The sequence below is a fragment of the Sphaerochaeta associata genome, from assembly GCF_022869165.1.
Lineage (GTDB): Bacteria > Spirochaetota > Spirochaetia > Sphaerochaetales > Sphaerochaetaceae > Sphaerochaeta > Sphaerochaeta associata.
In genome coordinates, this window is sequence record NZ_CP094929.1 from 3,536,936 (window position 1) to 3,554,903 (window position 17,968).

Here is a 17,968-nt window from a genome sequence, read left to right on the forward strand (position 1 = left end):
GTACCTTATGAGTCTGAGAACTGTACTGACCAACGGAACTGTCGTAACCGGGTATGCAAAGCTTAAGAATTGCGCCCTTTATATAACCGAGGAAGGGGAGATCGGGGATATCTTCAATATGAGAAGATTGGAGGAGAAGCATTTCCCCCCCGATACCATCATGATCGACGTGCAGGGTTCCTATATCATGCCCGGTTTCATCGACTCCCACATCCATGGAATCGGTGGATTCGGTACCGAGGATTGCAAACCCGCTTCCATTCTGGGCATGAGCGAACGCCTTGCAGATTTCGGAGTAAGCGCCTTCATGCCGACCGTCTACACCGATAAGCTTGACGTGATGCTTGCAAGCATCCAGAGCATTGTCGAAGCCATGGGAAGCGAGCAAGGTGCAAAAATCATGGGGGTCAATCTTGAAGGCCCCTTCATCTCCATGGCACGCGTCGGGGCACAGAACCCGGAAGGGGTGCTTCCGGTTAACCTGGAGGTTTTCAACCAACTCATCGAAGCAGGAAAAGGCAAGATCTTGTGCATGACGGTAGCCCCTGAGCTCAAGCACATGCGCGAATTAGCACTGCTGGCCCGTGAAAAGAACATCGTTCTGCTCGCAGGTCACACAGACGCCACCTATGAAAACATTATGGAAGGCATGCAGTGCGGCATCTTCCACTCCACCCATTTCTTCAATGCCATGAGTCGACTGCACCATCGAAACCCAGGTACGGTCGGCGCTATTCTGATCCAGCGCGAGATGCAATGCGAAGTTATCTGCGACGGTGTCCATGTCCACCCCGAGCTTATAAAAATGTTGCTCAGGGAAAAGCCCTTGGACAATATCGTTATGGTCACCGATTCACTCAAGCCCACCAAGCAGAGAACAGGAACCTTGAAAGCGAACGGAATGGACGTGGCCATGGCCAGTGACGGTGCATTCATCAGCATCAAGGATCCGGACCTCTTTGTAGGGAGCGGTTTGACCATGCTCCAAGGGCTGAAGAATGTTGTTGAATGGGAAATCCCCATCCAGCAAGCCAGCCAAATGAGCTCCACCAATCCGGCACGCATATACGGCCTTGCCAAGCAAGGCATGCTGGTTCCCGGCTATAAGGCCGATGTGGTGGTCCTCGACCAGAACCTCCAGATGAAGGGACTGTTCATCGACGGCAACCTGATACGGGACCGTTTTGCCTGAAACACACGGTAAGGAGCAATCAAGATGCAGAGTGCAGTACAGGGCTTGAAACCTGAGAATTTGTGGCGTTATTTTTCTGAACTTTCCGACATTCCCAGAGAGTCGGGCAATGAGGAGGGTGTGCGACAATTTCTCCTGGCTTTCGCCAAGCAGCATAACCTCGAGGCAGTCGTCGACACCATCGGCAATGTAATTATCCGCAAACAAGCGTACAAGGGCTATGAAGACAGACCTTGGGTTGCCTTGCAGGGGCATATGGACATGGTATGCGTCAAGGAAGAAGGAAGCAGCCACGACTTTGCCAAGGATCCGATCAAGCTGGTTCGTGACGGGGATTTTTTGAAAGCCGATAAAACCACCTTGGGAGGGGACAACGGCATTGCAATCGCCCTAGTCCTGGATATTCTTGCCGACCCTGATTGCAAGCACGGCCCGATTGAGGCCATCTTCACCGTCAGCGAGGAGACCGGATTGACCGGCGCCTTCAATGTCGAGCAGAAGCATATCAACAGCCGTCTTATGATCAACCTCGACAGTGAGGAGGAGGGTGTGCTGTACATCGGCTGTGCCGGTGGCATAGAGGTCCGCTCCTTTCTGCCGGTTACCTGGTCGAAGGTCGACCCTTCGGGCAAAGCCTTCCTGTTGACAGCAAACGGAATGCTTGGCGGACACAGCGGAGCGGAGATCCACCAGCAGCGGGCCAATGCAATCAAGGTTGTTGCACGTGTCCTGCACCAAGCTCCCGATTTTCAGGTATTCAAAGCTGAAGGCGGCACCAAACGCAATGTAATTCCTTCAGTATGCATGGCAGCGGTGGTTGTAAAAGCCGAGGATGAGCATGCTCTCAGGGCCTTGTTGGAGAAGGTTCAAGCAGAGCTTTCAGGGGAGTATGAGCTTTCCGACCCCGGTCTCACGCTCTCCCTGACCGAAACCGCCCTCCCGGAAAGAGCTGTTGATTGCGAAACAAGCAGACGATTCTTTACAGCCTTATACGCAGCCCATCATGGTGTTGATGCCATGAGCATGTCGATCCCGGGCATCGTTGAGACTTCATCCAACCTTGCGATCATGCGATTGGAAGAGGATGGTTTCAAGGTGATATCCAGTCATCGATCGTCGGTGCTCTCAGCCCGCGATGATATCGCCCATCGATTTGCGTCTGTCTTTACTCTCATCGGTTCGCACGTACGCTTCGAGGGGGCCTACCCTTCATGGAAACCCAATCCCCATTCGGTTCTCACCGGATTTTGTGCAAAGGCTTATGAAGAGTACAGCGGGAAAAAGCCCACCATTACGGCGATTCACGCCGGTCTTGAATGCGGCATCATCAACAGCAGAATCGAAGGGATGGATTCTGTCTCCTTCGGCCCGGATATGTATGATGTGCATTCGGTGAAAGAGCGGCTATCCATCTCGTCGGTTGAGCGCATAAGCGGCTTCACCCGCCACCTGCTGTCCATCATCGAATGAGCAAGCCGGTCATCGGTTTGGGAGGAGTTCTTGAGAAGGCTCCTCCCACTTCCGCCTTTCCGTCCTTCAGGCGATTGTTCACCAACGAAGGCTATCTCTCAAAGCTGCAGAAGGCAGGAGCCCTGCCAATCCTGCTTCCCATGGTACCTCCAACCGATTTGGAACTGCTGGTCAGCCTGTGCGACGGCATCCTCCTCCCCGGAGGTCCTGACGTCGATCCTTCACTCTACAACCAAGAACGGCACGAACTGTGCGGGCCTTCCGATATGGATGTAGACCGCTATCAGATCCAGCTTTTTCGGATGGCTCGCAAGCTGAACAAGCCGATTCTTGGGATCTGTAGAGGCACCCAGCTGATCAACGTCGCTCAAGGCGGAACACTGTTTCAGGACTATCGCCTGCAAAGCGAAAAGCCCATAGCCCATCCGGATTACGAAAGATGGGGTTCGAAAAGCCATCAGGTGGAACTCTCACCACAATCCAAACTCTACAAACTATTCAAAACACACACACTCGGGGTGAACAGCCTGCACCACCAAAGTGTTGCGAAACCAGGAGAACATTGCATTGTCACAGCTCGATCTGCCGACGACAGTATTGAGGCAATCGAGCTTTCCAGCGGAGCATGGTGCATAGGGGTGCAGTGGCACCCGGAGGCAATGGGAAGTGAGATGGACTGCCTCTTTGAGGCATTCATCAAACAAGCCCTTTCACAAGGGAAGTCCGGGTTTCCCCGGACTCCCTGACTGTTCAGCCTTTGATCTCTTTTGCCATTGCCTTGGCAAGCTCATACGCCTTTTTCTTGTCTTCCTCGGTCGGTGAACCTTGGTACTCGATTACGCCCTTGCAGTCGAGCTTCATTGCAGTAGAGAACTCGTCAAACTGCTTCTGTGCACCGCCGGACCACCCGAAGGAGCCGAAGCGAAGCGTCTTGCGCCCGACTACATGACTGCGTTCCAGAATGTCCAGAACATGATACATGGGCGGGAACATCTTATACTCATAGGTCGGCATTCCGATGACCAGTCCCTCACTTCTCCAGACCTTCTCAAGTACAAAGGACTCATGCGTCTGGGGAACCTGCAGCACATGAACAGGAAGCCCTTCGCTCTTGATTCCCTCGACGATGGAAGAGAGCAACGCTTCGGTATTGCCATACATGCTGGACCAGACCACCGCCACTTCCTTCTCTCTGGGTCCTTGCATATAGGTTGCCAGGCGCTTGTACCAGTCAATGATCTTCTCCGGCTCGGTTCTCCATACCACCCCATGGCTGGGGGCGACGACCTTGATGTCCAGGCCATCAAGCTTCGCTATGCCCCTGAGGACAAACGAGGAGAAGGAGGAGACGATATTGGCATAGTAGCGCTCGGTTTCGCTTGCCAGATGCACAAGCTCCTCTTCGCTCTGTTCGTCATCGAAACACTTGGCATATCGTCCGAACGAGCCGAATGCATCACAACTGAACAGGATTCCATCCTCAACCAGAAAGGTCATCATGGTCTCCGGCCAATGGATGTTCGGAGTCATGAAGAACTGCAGTGTCTTTCCCCCAAGGTCGAGCGTCTCTCCGTCCTTGACGGCATGGACATTCTTCTCGATCTTGTAGAAGTGCTTGATCAGGTTCACAGCCTTGTCGCTGCACAGGATCTGAACATCGGGATACTTTTCCACAATCTTGGCCATTGAGCCGGTGTGGTCGGGTTCCATATGGTTGATGACGATATAATCAAGATTGCCTGCATCAAGAGAGAGGTCTTCAAGTTGCTGGTTCACAGCAGCCAATGCACCATCCCAGTCCTTCACCAGGTCGATCAATACACGCTTATTGGTGCCCTTGACCACATAGGAGTTCAACATAACTCCATCCGGGATGGGCCAAATTCCTTCAAACAGGTCACGATTGCCGATCTGCGCGGCAACTCGATAGACACCGTCCGCTAATCTGTCAGGTTTCATTTCGTTGTATCTCCTTACTCTTCATACGATACACAATATTTGAGAAGTTGTGAATCAGAGATAGAGCTGGCTTTGCTTTTGCAACGCAAAGATCGAAGCCTGCACCTGCTTATACGAACTCATGTGCAAGGCAAGCAGGGCATGGAAATCCTTGGAGTGGTTGAAATGCACCAAGTGCGCCATCTCATGCAGGACCAGGTAGGAGAGCTGTGTCTCATCCAGAATCTGGCATCGCAGGGAGAAGTTCAGCCTTCCTTTCGCAGAACAACTTCCCCACCGGCTTCTGCTGTCCCGCACAGAAAAGGGTGGCTTTGCAACCCCAAGCCGTCCTGCCCAAAGCGTGACCAACGGCTCCAACCTCGCTTTGACTGTTTTTCGGTACAACTCCTTGATCATTCGTTGGACCACCAACGGTTGCACTTTTTCTCCGCAATAGGTCACCACCAAGCTATCTCCATCGAGGACGATCCCCTGTTTCGTACCCTGTCTCAACTCAAGGGTGTATTGCTCTCCCCCGAACAGGAATACATCGCCGTTCTGATAGGTATGCAGGTGCATCTTCTGATCGACTATCGCCTGCCGCAAGGTTTCCTGATGACTGACAATAACCCGTTCTATGGCAGCCAGTGAGACCCGGTAGGGTGCGTTCACCTTGACCGTCCCGTCGGCGAGGACGCGCACGGAAATGAGCCGGCTGGTCCGCCGACGTTCCAATGTATAGGGAATGGATGCTACTTTACCCTGTGTTTTCATTCTGCTACAGTATCTCCCATGCAACAAGCCAAGTCCATGATTTTGCATCTTCAACAACCGGTAGCCTATCAGAAGGCTCCGTTTTCAACTACTGATGCAGAAAAAGCCTATCAAGAAACGCTCTCCTTGCTGGATGGGCGACCGGTGGGAAGTGAAGGATGCCTCGCCCTCTCATCAACCTGCAACCTGCTGTTCTCCGGTTTTCAGGATCCCCCCGGAGAGGACACCCGGCTTGCCGTTGAACAAGGCCTTGTCCAGCCATTGGCCGAAGGTCCATACCGCATTGAAGCGGGTCGCTACGAGTTCTTCCAGCTTGCTCCGACAAACCATCTGCAAGAGTTATTGGAACATATCCCCATGCTCTTTGACGGACCGAACTGCATTTATGTCCGCCTGCTCAAGGAAAACGCTATCGCCATCGTCGCCCAGTTGTGGGTGGTGCGCTAGAAGAAGAGTGGGATCAGAATCGGGGCTGCAAGGCTCATGATCACCCCATGGTAGATTGATCCGAGCATGGTCCTTGTCCCGAAGTGCGAAGAGAGCAATACGAGTGTGACATCCATGCTGGTTGCCCCCGCTGTACAGACGGCTGGATAATAGTACCGTTTTCCCAACCGCCCGAAGAAGGGGATGAGAAAGAACGAGAAACTCTCACGCAGCAGGTTCGCCAAGAACGAAATTGAGCCGAGAATGGGAAAGCCCAAGTCGCTGATGAGAATTCCTGAGAGAGAGTACCAACCGAACCCACTGAGCATGCCCCACGCTTCCCTTATGGTATAGTCGGTGAGCAATGGTGCAAGCAGGGCTCCGAGATACGTTCCTGCGATGGTATAGAAGGGAAGCAGAAAAAGGCTCTTGTCAGCAAGCACGCCTTTGAAACTGATCTGTTTGTGAACCATGCCCATACCTACAAAGAAAAGAAGGGTATACAGCAGATACGTCACCAGCGAGCTTTGAAACCAATCAAACAAGGGTGTGGACAACCTGAGCGTTAGGCCGAGAACGACAATGCCGACAAGAACCAGGGGTTCCTTGACAATATCATACAGGCGCCTGAGCAAGCTCCGTTCCTTGCGTTTGGCGATGGCGATTCCTTCATCCCCTACCGGCGGTGTAACGATTGAGGAAACAGCCAAGGAGAACACCACTGTTCCGGCAACACCCAAGAGGGTAAGCACCAAGGCCGACAGCCCGATGGTTCCGAACTGGGTGGTGATCCCTTCGATGCCGCCGGTATTCACTCCCATGAAAAACAACAGCAGCCAAACCAGGGTTGTCTGCAATACTGCAGCACTTTTTTGAAAGCGATTGAGCCCCACGGCACGCGCACAAAGCATGCCCATAATCAAGGCCAGAGCCAATTTTGCCAAATACCAAAGTGTGTCCATGTGTGCGAAACTGTACCCCAATCAAACCCGCGTGTCAAATTCCCTTGTTTATCGGCTCTTCCTTGAGTATAGTTGTCTGCATGATTGATGAAAAACTGAGTGATACCTTTCACCGACTCACCCTCTCCGATGGCAGACAGATCCTTCTCATCGGAACCGCCCATGTCTCCAAGGAGAGTGTGGATGAGGTGGAGCTCGCCATTGAAACCGAACAGCCCGACCATATCTGCCTGGAACTTGATGACGGACGGATGAAAAACAAGGACCAGGAGAACGCCTGGTCCAATATGGATGTCAAGAAAGTCATCAAGGAGAACAAGGGATTTTTGCTGCTTGCAAACATGGCTCTTGCCTCCTTCCAGAAGCGCATGGGGGATCAGTCAGGCAGTGCCCCAGGGCAGGAAATCCTCAGTGCCGCAAAGCTGGCCAAGGAAAAGGGAATCCCTTATTCTCTGTGCGACCGGGAAATCCAGGTGACGTTCAAACGGGCCTGGCGCAAGTCCAATTTGTGGAATAAGGCCAAGCTCATCGCCACCATCATCAGTGCGGTATTCAGCAATGAGAAAATCAGCGAGCAGGAGCTCGAGGATTTGAAGAAAGCCGATGTCATGCAGAATATGATGGACGAGATGGCGAAGGAGCTGCCTTCCGTCAAGGCAGTCTTGATCGATGAGCGCGATCGTTACCTTGCCACCAGCATCTACCTCGCCCCAGGGCAGAAGAAACTTGCCGTCATCGGAGCGGGACACCAGAAGGGCATCATCAAGACCTTGGAAGAGCTCGAGCAGGGAAAAATCAGTACCGATTTAGCAGATATCAGCGAAGTCCCCAAGGCCGGCAATGCTGGAAAGATCATCTCCTGGGCCTTCCCCATTCTCATAGTCGGCATCCTGCTGTACGGTTTCATCAACCTAGGAAGCTCCGAAGGCATCAAAATGTTCGGCTACTGGCTGGCCGTCAATATGTCCTTCACTGCCTTGGGTGCGATTCTTGCCCTTGCCCACCCGATAAACATGGTGGTAAGCATTTTGTCAGCACCCCTAACAAGCCTGCATCCGGCCATCGGGGTAGGCATGGTCAGCGGCTTGATGGAAGCCACCCTGCGAAAACCCAAGGTTAAGGACTTTGAGCAGCTTGGAGATGATGCCACCACCTTCAAAGGCTGGTATCGTAATCGGGTGCTCCATACCCTGCTCGTATTCCTCTATACCAGCCTCGCAGCCTCCATCGGCAATGTGGTGGTATTTCCCATCCTGTTGAGCATGCTTGGTTAATTTGCATTCCTAACTAATGGATGTAACAAGGCTGCATTCCTGAATGCAGCCTTGTCCACGTAGTATGATGAATGCATGTTATTTTATTCTTATGCAAGTTCTTACATTTTTATATTTAGATAATTAGCTTTACTTACAATCTACCTTACTGCAAAGAGCCGCAAATTTCCAACGCTTCTCGCATGGTGCTGCAGGCATGCTGGATCAAGGGAGAATGGGTACTGGCTCTGGGGAGCAGGGAACGTTTGAATCCAAGCTCTTTGGCAGCCTTCTCCCGCTTGTCGGGAAAGCCTACACTGCGAACTTCTCCGGCAAGACTCAACTCACCAAAGCTGACCAAGGCCTTGGGAAGACTCTTGTTGCTGACCGCCGACCACAAGGCGAGCGCCAAGGGAAGCTCGATGGAAACTTCGCTGAGTTTCATGCCTCCGGCAACATTGACATAGATGTCCTGATCACTGAGGCGTACGGCGGCATGCCGTTCCAGGATGGCGGCCACCCGTGTCACCCGGGCGGTGTCGATACGGTCAGAATAAATCCTGCTGAATCCATTCTTGGCCGAGGTGGTCAACGCCTGGATTTCAACCAGAAAGGTTCTCGAACCCTCGATGACCGGGGTATAGGAAATACCGGGCGGCAAGGCAGACCCCGAGCGATCGGTGATGAAAAACGATGAGGGATTGGCCACGGGGCTCAAGCCCTTGTCATGCATGCTGAAGATGCCTATTTCATCCACCGAACCGAAGCGGTTTTTCATAGCCCGCACCAAGCGGACACCGCTGGAGACTTGTTCAAAGTAGAGCACTGTATCAACAAGGTGCTCGATGACCTTCGGGCCTGCAAGGGTGCCTTCCTTGGTGACATGACCGATGAGAAAGAGCGAGGTCCCCAGTTGCTTGCACAATCCCACCAAAAGGGTCGAGCAATACCGGATCTGGTTCACCGACCCCGCCGGAGAAGGAATCTCCTCACTGGACAGCGTCTGCAGCGAGTCGATCACCACCACATCATATGTTGCAGAGGAGAGCACTTTCTCAAGGACTTCCACCCGCGTGTCGCAGAAAATATCAATTGAGGGAAGAGCCAAGCCAAGTCGCTGGGCACGCAGCTTTACCTGGCTCGGTGATTCCTCTCCTGAGACATAGAGAACTTTCCTGCCGACCGAGCACTTCTCAAGCACCTGGATCATCAACGTCGATTTGCCGATGCCGGGTTCCCCACCGAGCAGGATGGAGGAGCCGCGCATGACGCCTCCACCCAGGACACGATCGAGCTCGGAGATACCGGTCTCATAGCGAAAGTGAGGATCGACCACAACCTCGCCAAGCGAGATCGGTTTGGTCGCCGTACTGATAACCGCCCGTTTACCGGGTTTAGAGCTCTGTACGGCTTCCTCTTCGAAGGTATTCCAACTACCGCAGTCCGGACAGCGGCCGAGCCACTTGGTTTCGGTTCTCCCGCACTGGCTGCAAACGTATTGAATTGCCTTCTCTTTCACATATATCTCCTTATTTTATAGATATTTAAAACTTAATCAACTCAACATCGAACACCAGGTAAGAGTTTGGAGGAATCACACCGGGATACCCCATTGTGCCATACCCCAACTCCGGGGGGATGATCAGGGTCCGCTGCTCGCCTGCACTCATGGTCGCCAAAGCCTCATTCCAACCTTCGATAACCTCACCGATTGCGAACTGTGCAGGGCTTCCTCTTCTCACCGAGCTGTCAAACACACGTCCATCAAGCAAGGATCCGGTGTAATGCACCGTTACTTTCTGCCCATGTACAGGACTCTTCTTTCCATCTCCAGCTTTCTTCACTACATAACGAAGGCCCGAAGGAGTGAGAATTGCATCAGGCCAGCGGTTCTTAAACTCATCCTCAAGCTTTGCCTTTTCTTTTGCCTCACGCTTCTGGTTGTTCTCCTCGGCTGCGAGTACATACTGGGTGAAGGTTTCCCTGCTTACCACAAACGCCTCCGCATCCGCTCCCTTGCGAATGATCTCAACGCTCTTGATGCTGTCGCCCTGCTCAATGGCATTCACCACATCCAAGCCTTCCACAACATGACCGAACACAGAATGCTTGCCGTCGAGCCAGGGAGTTGCAACGTGTGTGATGAAAAATTGACTTCCATTTGTTCCGGGCCCGGCGTTTGCCATGGACATAATGCCAGGACCAGTATGCTTGAGCGAGTCATCAAACTCATCGGGGAAGGTATAACCGGGTCCCCCGGTGCCATTTCCTTTGGGACATCCACCCTGGATCATAAAGTTCTCGATTACCCGGTGAAACTTGATATTATTGTAAAAAGGCTTGTTCTTCCCATTCACATTGAGCGCACCCTCTGCGAGGCCCACAAAATTGGCAACCGTCATTGGTGTCTTCTTGTGCTCAAGCAGCAGGGTGATATCACCTTTATTGGTATGCAGGACAGCATACACTCCGTCATTCAGATTCTTGGCTTCCATTCTATCTCCTTGGTTTCTATACTTCAAACAACTCTTGGCTGGGTGCCAACAGCTGATACAATCGTTCCAACTCTTCACTGCTTGTATATGGAATTTCCAGTTTTCCCTTTTCCAGTGAACCTTTTATCTCCACCTGCGACCCCACTGCATGTAAAAACTTATCCTCTACTGCAATGACATCCGGTGATTTTGCCAGATTTTTCTTTGCCCGCCGCTTCTTTGCCTGGTATGCAGCACGTTTGCCCATGTTGAACTGAGCAGCCAATTGTTCCGTCGCTCTTACAGAAAGGTCTTTCTCAAGCACCGTACGGTACAGTATTTCCCTATCTGCAGGATTTACTACCGAGAGAATTGCCCGAGCCTGACCTGCAGAAAACTTTCCATGCAGAAGATCCTGCTGCATGGTGGAACTGAGCTGCAACAGCCTGATGCTGTTGCTGATGGTCGATCGATTCTTTCCCATCCGCTGCGCAAGTTCCTCCTGCGTTATGCCCGCTTCCTGTATCAGATATGCATACGCTTTGGCTTCCTCAATGGGATTCAGATTCTCCCTCTGGATGTTCTCAATGAGCGATACCTCGAGGCGTTGCATCTGTGTAAAGTCTTTTACCAATACAGGAACCTTGCTAAGTCCGGCAAGCTTTGAAGCACGATACCGTCGTTCACCAGCAACAATGCTGTATTGACCAGGAGCAATCTCTTCAACGAGAATAGGCTGCAATACCCCTTCCCGCTTGATTGATTGAGCAAGCTCTTCCAAGGATTCCTGATTGAAATCCTTTCTCGGTTGATTGGGATTGGCCCTGATATTCTCCAAGGCGACTTCGAGAACTCTCTGATGGCCTTCTTGATCAGACTTTGAAGCTGAAAGACCCAGGGCGGTATCGAGAACCGAATCGAAGGAGTAATCCTGCATCAAGGAACCGATTCCTTTTCCTAATCCATGCTTCTTAGTGGTTTCTTGCGACACGTGCGATTACCTCCTCTGCCAGGGCTTTATACGCCTTGGTTCCACTGCTGGCACTGTCATACACATTGATAGGCAGTCCATGAGACGGAGCCTCGGCAATGCGGATGTTCCTTGGGATCATGGTGTTGAACACCAAATGAGGGAAGAAGGACGAGATATCCTCCACCACCTCATTGGCAAGCTTGGTTCGTTTACTATACATGGTGAAAAGAATACCGAGAACCTGAAGATCGGGGTTCAAGGATTTCTTCATGTTACCGACTGTTCGCATCAGCAGGTTCAAGCCTTCCATGGCGAAGTACTCACATTGCATCGGGATGATGACTTGCTTGGCCCATACCATTGCATTTACTGTGACCAGCCCTAATGAGGGAGGGCAATCGGCAATGATGTAATCCCATCGTTCATCCAGTCCCAGTAAAGCATTCTTGAGAAAGAACTCTCGCCGCTCTTCTTCCACCAATTCAATGTTCAATCCAGCCATATTGATATTACTCGCAATGGCAAAGAGATTCTGGATAGGTGTTTGCTGGATGGCTTCCTCGACGCTGCACTGACCTGCAATTACTTCATAGATACCTTTTTTTCGGTTGTCGATCGAAGTGGCACTGGTCAGATTCCCCTGTGAATCGAGGTCGATCAACAAGACTTTTTTGCCGCGCTGGGCTAAGGCTGATCCGAGATTCACAGCCGAGGTAGTCTTGCCGACTCCTCCTTTTTGATTCAAAAACAGTATTGTTTGCGCACTCATACTGGCTACTATACGGAAATATTCGACTATTGTCACCTCTTAAGGCTGAGTCCTTGACCCTTCTTTGGCTCTATTGTATCTTCAAGATACCCTATGGAGGATAAGTATATGGAAGATAAAGTCAAAAGAGCACTCGAGGATATCAGACCCTCGTTGCAGAATGACGGAGGAGATATCGAGTTTGTCAGCCTGGTAGGCACCGATGTCACGGTGCGCCTGAAAGGTGCATGTGCCGGCTGCCCTATGTCCCAGATGACTCTTAAGAGTGGCGTTGAGCGCTACCTCCGTAATTTCGTCGATCCGAAGCTCACGGTGGTCAACACCCCCGATTTCTAATAGAACCAACACTTCGAATCACAACGTTTCACGTGAAACTTTCCGTGAAACGTTTTTTTATGCTCAAATACAATCTTCGCTCTACCTCATACGAGCCGACGCCTCTATGTTTCACGTGAAACACTGCCATCCGATCTGGCGGAATCCGGCATACAAGCGTATCCATCAACCACCATGGTCCCTCTCCTACGATACAATCCACCTTCACATAGTTTCACGTGAAACATTGCCACCTGATCATGATAGATTCTCCTTTGCTGACCCACTCATCAACTATCACCCTCCTTCGATATAAACCACATCCCTGTCGTTTCACGTGAAACCGAGTCCCCAATACCTCTGCACAGAGAGGAGAACCTGCCTTTTTTCTACAAAGAAAAAATCACTTGCACGTTTTTTCGCCTTTCATCTTTCTGTGTTTTACAAAATGCTCAAAAACTGCATTTGAAGGCTTTATTTGAAGGTTTTTAGGTGCTTGTTTCTATATAACGATACAGATTTGCGTGAGTAAATTGATGGTTTTTTGGACCTAAAAAAGGGTCGCTCCAGTATTCTGGAACGACCCTATAAACTACTTAACAAATGTTTTAATCGTTGTCTGAAGGCTCAGTTACAAGCTCATCATCCTCTACAGGGATGTCCTCATCCTCACCTTCATCCTCGATAATCTCTTCAGACTCAGGGGCAGGCTGCTCAGGAATCTCAACTTCCTCATCCTCATCCCGCTCGGTGGATGCGATGGCTACGATGGAGTCTCCCTTGAACTTCATGGTTACAACCTTGACACCTGCTGCATTTCGGCCTTGGATGGAGATGGCGTTCACATGCACCCTGAGTGTCTGACCCATGAGCGTCACACACACTACATCGTTATCATCATCCACACTCAGAACACCAACGATGAAGCTGGCCTTTCCGCCGAGACGATAGATCTTCTGACCCTGTGTTCCTCTTCCATGGACAGTGAAACTATCGAAGGTAACCTGCTTTCCTTGTCCATTCTCAGTAATCATGAGAATGCGCTTGGAGTTGTCGACCTTCAAGAGGCCCGCCACCTGGTCATCACCGAGCAACCTGATACCGCGTACACCTCGGGAGGCACGACCCATGGCCCTGACATCCTCCTGTCGGAAGCGCAAGCCACGTCCAAGCTTGGTTATGAGCATAACCTCATCTCCCTCCTGAATCAGGTCACAGCTGAGCAGCTCATCACCCTCATCAAGGAAGAGGGCCCTGATTCCCCTGACCTTGGCATTGACGAAGTTGCTCAAGGAAACCTTCTTCACCACACCCTCTCGGGTGGCCATCATCAGATAATGGTCCTCACTGAACTCCTTGAAGCTGATTATCGAAGTAATTTTTTCTGTTGTCTCGAGCTGCAGGATATTCTTGATGCTCGTTCCCTTGGCAGTCTTGCTGGCCTCAGGAATCTCAAACACCTTGGTATAGTATGCCTTGCCGGCATTGGTGACAAACATCACATACTCATGGGTTGAAGCGACGAACATGTGATCGACAAAATCACCATCCTGGAGCTTGGTGGTCCTGGTTCCCTTGCCGGCCCTGCCGTGAGCCTCATACTCCTCGGTGGGAATACGCTTGGCAAAACCCTTGTTGCTGATCAGGACAACGACCTCCTCGTCCTTGATGAAATCCTCAAGGGTGGCCTGTCCGAGCTCCTCTCGAACGATTTTGGTAAGTCTTCTATCCTTGGGAACCAAATTCGCAGGCAGTGCCCTTACTTCACTCTGCACCAACTTGAGGATTTTGACCTCATCAGCGAGCAAATCCTGATAATAGGCTATCTTTTGCTCAAGCTCAGACAACTCTTCCAGAATCTTGGAAGTTTCCAGATGGCTGAGCCGTCCGAGCTTCATATCGATGATGGCCTGGGCCTGGATCTGGTCAAGACCGAAACGGGCGACAAGACGCTCGGCTGCAATGGTATTGTCAGCCGAATCCTTGATGATCTGGATGACCTCGTCGATATTGTCCAAACCGATCTTCAAGCCCCTGAGGATATGGGCCCTCTCTTGGGCTTTTCGCAGATCATACTGCGTTCTTCTGGTTACCACTTCCTCCCGATGACGGATGTAGTAGACCAGCATATCCTTGAGGGTAAGCATCTGCGGACGTCCCTGCACCAAGGCAAGGTTGTTGACATTGAAGTTCGACTGCAGAGCAGTGCGGGCGAAGAGCTGGTTCAAAACCACCATGGGTTCTGCGCCGACCTTCAGCTCGACGACAATGCGGATTCCCTTGCGGTCGGACTCATCACGAACGACTGCAATCATGGGGATGGCCCCATCCTTGCGAAGATCGTCGATTTTCTTGACCAAGTCAGCCTTGTTCACCTGGTAGGGAATCTCGGTAAAGACGATCTGGTCATGGTCGCGTTCACTTGTCTCAATCTCATACACCGAACGAACGACGATCTTGCCCCGACCGGTGGTGAAGGCATCCTTGATGCCCTGCATACCGCAGATGATTCCCCCGGAGGGAAAATCAGGGCCTTTGATATGTTCCATCAGCTCATCGATGGTGATGTCGGGATTGTCGATTACAGCGCTGATGGCATCACAGATTTCCTGCAGGTTATGGGGGGCCATGTTGGTCGCCATACCTACGGCGATACCGCTGGACCCGTTTGCAAGCAGGAACGGGAAGGAGGCGGGGAGTACCGTAGGCTCCTGCATCGAATCGTCGTAGTTCGGGCCGAAATTGACCGTCTCCTTCTGGATGTCCTGCAACATCTCCTCACCGATTCGGCTCATCTTCGCTTCGGTGTATCGCATGGCTGCCGCCGGATCACCGTCGATGGACCCAAAGTTTCCTTGCGGGTTTACGACAGGGTAGCGCAGCGAAAAGTCCTGGGCCAAACGGACCAGGGCATCATACACCGAGGCATCACCATGGGGGTGATACTTACCAAGCACGTCACCGACGATACGGGCGCACTTCTTGAACGAGGAGTTGGCCCTGAGTCCCATTTCAAACATGTCAAAGAGGATTCGTCGGTGGACCGGCTTCAGACCGTCACGGACATCGGGCAGAGCCCGGCTGACAATGACAGACATGGCATAGTTGAGATACGAGGTACGCATCTCCTTGGACACGTCCACGCTAATCGTCCTGCTTTCGTTTATTTCTTCCACGATTCTATCCTTTCCTAGACATCCAGATTCGATACATAGACGGCATTCGCGTCAATGAAGGCCCTTCGGGGCTCAACCTCTTCGCCCATCAGCATGGAAAACACCCGGTCCGCCTCTTCGGCGTCATGCAAGGTGATCTGGCTGATCATGCGGGTCTCAGGGTTCATCGTTGTCTCCCAAAGCTGTTCGGGATTCATCTCACCAAGACCTTTATAGCGCTGGATGGCAACCTTTGAGGGGTCGCTGATATTATTTTCCTGAAGAATCTTGACGCGTGCCTCTTCATCATAGGCATACTGCACTTTCTTACCAATGGTGATCTTGTACAAAGGAGGCATCGCAAAGTAGACATACCCTGCTTCAATCAAAGGCCTCATGTACCTGAAGAAGAATGTAAGGAGCAGCGTCCTGATGTGAGAGCCGTCGACGTCGGCGTCGGCCATGATGATGACCTTGTGGTAGCGGACCTTGCTTACATCGAAGGTTACATCGCTGTCGAAATCATCGTCCTTTCCCATGTTGTTGTACCGGGTCAACCCTGCACCGATGGTGGAAATGACAGGCTGCAGCTTATCGTTGCCAAGGACCTTGTACTCCTGGGCCTTCTCGACATTGAGCATCTTTCCCCACAACGGCAGAATGGCCTGGAACTTGCGGTCGCGTCCCTGCTTTGCCGATCCACCTGCGGAGTCACCCTCGACGATGAACACCTCACACTTGGCAGGGTCCTTCTCTGAACAGTCGGCGAGCTTGCCCGGCAGACCGCCTCCTTCGCTCTTCTTGCGGATTTGCTCGCGAGCCTTGCGTGCAGCGATGCGACCAAGTGCCGCATTGATGATTTTTTCCAAAATCACCTCAGCCTGGGAGGGGAACTCGTCGAAGTAGTTGCCCAGCTTCTCATATACAAGAGAGAATACCACGCCGGTAACCGCAGAGTTGCCCAACTTCATCTTAGTCTGGCCTTCGAACTGGGGTTCGGGCACCTTGACCGAGACAACGGCTGTCAAACCTTCTGAGATATCACTCTGCTCGAGCTTTTCGTCATACTTCTTCAACAGCTTGGCATTCTTCTGCAATTGGGCGTTGATGACCCTGCTCAAGCCGGTCCTGAAGCCGGTAAGATGGGTGCCGCCTTCGCGGGTATTGATGTTGTTTACATAGCTGAGCACTTTCTCATCGTACTTGTCGTTGTATTGCAGGGCGATCTCGACCTTTATGGTGTCCTTCTCTCCCTCGATGGAGACAGGAGGATCGACCAACACACGCTTGAATTCGTTCAGATAACTTACAAATTGACTGATGCCGCCCTCGGACTGGAAGGACTGGCTGCGCTTCTCATCTCCCCTACGGTCGGTGACGGTGATGCTGATTCCCTTGTTCAAGAAGGAGAGCTCACGGAAGCGGCTGACCAATGTATCGTAGTTGAATGCATTCTGCTCCATGATGCTGTAGTCCGGAGAGAAGCTGACCACGGTTCCGGACCGGTCGGTATCTCCGATGCGAACAACCTCGGTCTGCGGGATGCCGCAACTGTATTGTTGCCGATAGACTCCGCCGTTACGATAGACCGTCACTTCCATCCAGATGGAGAGGGCATTGACGCAGGATACACCTACACCATGCAGACCGCCTGATACTTTATAGGAGTTCTTGTCGAACTTACCGCCTGCATGGAGCTGGGTGAGGGCAATCTCAAGCGAACTCTTCTTCTCTGTCGGATGGGGATCGACGGGAATGCCGCGTCCATTATCCTCGACGGTGCAAACATCCCTGCCGTCGGCATCCAGATCAAGAAACACCTGAATGTCAGAACAGTACCCCGCCATTGCTTCATCGATACTGTTGTCGACCACTTCGTAAACAAGGTGATGCAATCCATCGATGCCTGTCGAACCTATGTACATGCCGGGTCGTTTCCGAACGGCCTCAAGACCCTTGAGAACCTGGATGCTCCCGGCAGAATAGCTATGAGAAGCGCTCTCCATCATCACACCATCACGGTGCAAGGACGGCTCGAACGTTCCGTTGGCAAAGCTCCCTTCACTCATTCGTTATATCCTTATGTAATAATAAAAAAATACTAGTGTTGATTCTTATCGATTATAGCAAGAATCGAAAGGAGTTGCAAGCTTGGACAGGAAAACCATCCAATTTATTAATTTTTATATTATATAGATTTACATTTTACACACAGAGAGATATGTACAATACTTGCACCACTTGTATCTACAGGGTAAAATGGCCGC

At 51.6% G+C, this 17,968-nt stretch carries 15 protein-coding genes; 6 read left to right on the plus strand and 9 right to left on the minus strand.

Annotation, left to right across the window (positions count from 1 at the left end):
* The first annotated feature begins 7 nt into the window (after positions 1–7).
* Genes nagA through MUG09_RS16450 form a run of 3 tightly spaced genes read left to right on the plus strand, consistent with a single transcriptional unit; the run spans position 8 to position 3,408 of the window.
* Positions 8–1,192 carry an N-acetylglucosamine-6-phosphate deacetylase gene (nagA, locus tag MUG09_RS16440; RefSeq protein ID WP_244772514.1) on the plus strand — a complete coding sequence of 395 codons (1,185 nt, stop codon included), beginning with the start codon at positions 8–10 and terminating at the stop codon, positions 1,190–1,192.
* Between the two features lie 24 nt (positions 1,193–1,216).
* Positions 1,217–2,662: an aminoacyl-histidine dipeptidase gene (locus MUG09_RS16445; protein WP_244772515.1), complete on the plus strand. Its 1,446-nt coding sequence runs from the start codon at positions 1,217–1,219 to the stop codon at positions 2,660–2,662.
* On the plus strand, positions 2,659–3,408 hold the full coding sequence (locus MUG09_RS16450) for a gamma-glutamyl-gamma-aminobutyrate hydrolase family protein (protein ID WP_244772516.1): 750 nt from the start codon (positions 2,659–2,661) through the stop codon (positions 3,406–3,408). The genes MUG09_RS16445 and MUG09_RS16450 overlap by 4 nt, the downstream gene beginning before the upstream one ends.
* Before the next feature lie 4 nt (positions 3,409–3,412).
* Here MUG09_RS16450 and MUG09_RS16455 read toward each other — a convergent pair whose 3' ends face one another.
* On the minus strand, positions 3,413–4,621 hold the full coding sequence (locus MUG09_RS16455) for an FprA family A-type flavoprotein (protein WP_244772517.1): 1,209 nt from the start codon (positions 4,619–4,621) through the stop codon (positions 3,413–3,415).
* A 54-nt stretch (positions 4,622–4,675) separates the two neighbouring features.
* A complete protein-coding gene (locus MUG09_RS16460) occupies positions 4,676–5,374 on the minus strand; it encodes a M48 family metallopeptidase (RefSeq protein ID WP_244772518.1) in 699 nt (232 codons plus the stop codon).
* Between the two features lie 18 nt (positions 5,375–5,392).
* Between MUG09_RS16460 and MUG09_RS16465 the strand changes: the two genes are divergently transcribed.
* Positions 5,393–5,821 (plus strand): hypothetical protein, encoded by a 429-nt coding sequence (locus MUG09_RS16465; RefSeq protein WP_244772519.1) that lies wholly within the window; start codon positions 5,393–5,395, stop codon positions 5,819–5,821.
* Here MUG09_RS16465 and MUG09_RS16470 read toward each other — a convergent pair.
* Positions 5,818–6,762, minus strand: a complete 945-nt coding sequence (locus MUG09_RS16470) for a LysO family transporter (RefSeq protein WP_244772520.1) — start codon at positions 6,760–6,762, stop codon at positions 5,818–5,820. The two genes, MUG09_RS16465 and MUG09_RS16470, sit on opposite strands and share 4 nt — an antisense overlap.
* Before the next feature lie 80 nt (positions 6,763–6,842).
* Here MUG09_RS16470 and MUG09_RS16475 point away from each other — a divergent pair, with 80 nt between their 5' ends.
* Positions 6,843–8,036: a TraB/GumN family protein gene (locus MUG09_RS16475; RefSeq protein ID WP_244772521.1), complete on the plus strand. Its 1,194-nt coding sequence runs from the start codon at positions 6,843–6,845 to the stop codon at positions 8,034–8,036.
* A 145-nt stretch (positions 8,037–8,181) separates the two neighbouring features.
* Here the strand turns inward: MUG09_RS16475 and radA are convergent, their stop codons facing one another.
* The 4 genes from radA to MUG09_RS16495 are packed head-to-tail and all read right to left on the minus strand — an operon-like array spanning position 8,182 to position 12,231.
* Entirely contained in the window at positions 8,182–9,534 is a 1,353-nt protein-coding gene (gene radA / locus MUG09_RS16480; protein ID WP_244772522.1) for a DNA repair protein RadA, read from the minus strand.
* A 25-nt stretch (positions 9,535–9,559) separates the two neighbouring features.
* Entirely contained in the window at positions 9,560–10,510 is a 951-nt protein-coding gene (locus MUG09_RS16485) for a peptidylprolyl isomerase (RefSeq protein WP_244772523.1), read from the minus strand.
* Between the two features lie 16 nt (positions 10,511–10,526).
* On the minus strand, positions 10,527–11,480 hold the full coding sequence (locus tag MUG09_RS16490; RefSeq protein WP_244772524.1) for a ParB/RepB/Spo0J family partition protein: 954 nt from the start codon (positions 11,478–11,480) through the stop codon (positions 10,527–10,529).
* A complete protein-coding gene (locus tag MUG09_RS16495) occupies positions 11,461–12,231 on the minus strand; it encodes a ParA family protein (RefSeq protein ID WP_244772525.1) in 771 nt (256 codons plus the stop codon). The genes MUG09_RS16490 and MUG09_RS16495 overlap by 20 nt, the downstream gene beginning before the upstream one ends.
* 108 nt (positions 12,232–12,339) lie before the next feature.
* Here MUG09_RS16495 and MUG09_RS16500 point away from each other — a divergent pair, with 108 nt between their 5' ends.
* A complete protein-coding gene (locus MUG09_RS16500; RefSeq protein WP_244772526.1) occupies positions 12,340–12,567 on the plus strand; it encodes a NifU family protein in 228 nt (75 codons plus the stop codon).
* Positions 12,568–13,154: 587 nt separating this feature from the next.
* On the opposite strand, the gene gyrA is transcribed toward MUG09_RS16500, so the two are convergent.
* Together gyrA and gyrB are read right to left on the minus strand one after the other, a co-directional pair.
* Complete coding sequence (gene gyrA, locus MUG09_RS16505; RefSeq protein ID WP_280529371.1) at positions 13,155–15,722, minus strand: DNA topoisomerase (ATP-hydrolyzing) subunit A; 2,568 nt, start codon at positions 15,720–15,722, stop codon at positions 13,155–13,157.
* A 14-nt stretch (positions 15,723–15,736) separates the two neighbouring features.
* Entirely contained in the window at positions 15,737–17,710 is a 1,974-nt protein-coding gene (gene gyrB, locus MUG09_RS16510) for a DNA topoisomerase (ATP-hydrolyzing) subunit B (protein ID WP_280529411.1), read from the minus strand.
* Positions 17,711–17,968 lie beyond the last annotated feature (258 nt).

Excerpts from the sequence above, each read along its gene's own strand:
- nagA (WP_244772514.1), top strand. The coding sequence starts at position 8 with ATGAGTCTGAGAACTGTACTGACCAACGGAACTGTCGTAACCGGGTAT.
- MUG09_RS16445 (WP_244772515.1), top strand. The coding sequence starts at position 1,217 with ATGCAGAGTGCAGTACAGGGCTTGAAACCTGAGAATTTGTGGCGTTAT.
- MUG09_RS16450 (WP_244772516.1), top strand. The coding sequence starts at position 2,659 with ATGAGCAAGCCGGTCATCGGTTTGGGAGGAGTTCTTGAGAAGGCTCCT.
- MUG09_RS16455 (WP_244772517.1), bottom strand. The coding sequence starts at position 4,621 with ATGAAACCTGACAGATTAGCGGACGGTGTCTATCGAGTTGCCGCGCAG.
- MUG09_RS16460 (WP_244772518.1), bottom strand. The coding sequence starts at position 5,374 with ATGAAAACACAGGGTAAAGTAGCATCCATTCCCTATACATTGGAACGT.
- MUG09_RS16465 (WP_244772519.1), top strand. The coding sequence starts at position 5,393 with ATGCAACAAGCCAAGTCCATGATTTTGCATCTTCAACAACCGGTAGCC.
- MUG09_RS16470 (WP_244772520.1), bottom strand. The coding sequence starts at position 6,762 with ATGGACACACTTTGGTATTTGGCAAAATTGGCTCTGGCCTTGATTATG.
- MUG09_RS16475 (WP_244772521.1), top strand. The coding sequence starts at position 6,843 with ATGATTGATGAAAAACTGAGTGATACCTTTCACCGACTCACCCTCTCC.
- MUG09_RS16485 (WP_244772523.1), bottom strand. The coding sequence starts at position 10,510 with ATGGAAGCCAAGAATCTGAATGACGGAGTGTATGCTGTCCTGCATACC.
- MUG09_RS16495 (WP_244772525.1), bottom strand. The coding sequence starts at position 12,231 with ATGAGTGCGCAAACAATACTGTTTTTGAATCAAAAAGGAGGAGTCGGC.
- MUG09_RS16500 (WP_244772526.1), top strand. The coding sequence starts at position 12,340 with ATGGAAGATAAAGTCAAAAGAGCACTCGAGGATATCAGACCCTCGTTG.
- gyrB (WP_280529411.1), bottom strand. The coding sequence starts at position 17,710 with ATGATGGAGAGCGCTTCTCATAGCTATTCTGCCGGGAGCATCCAGGTT.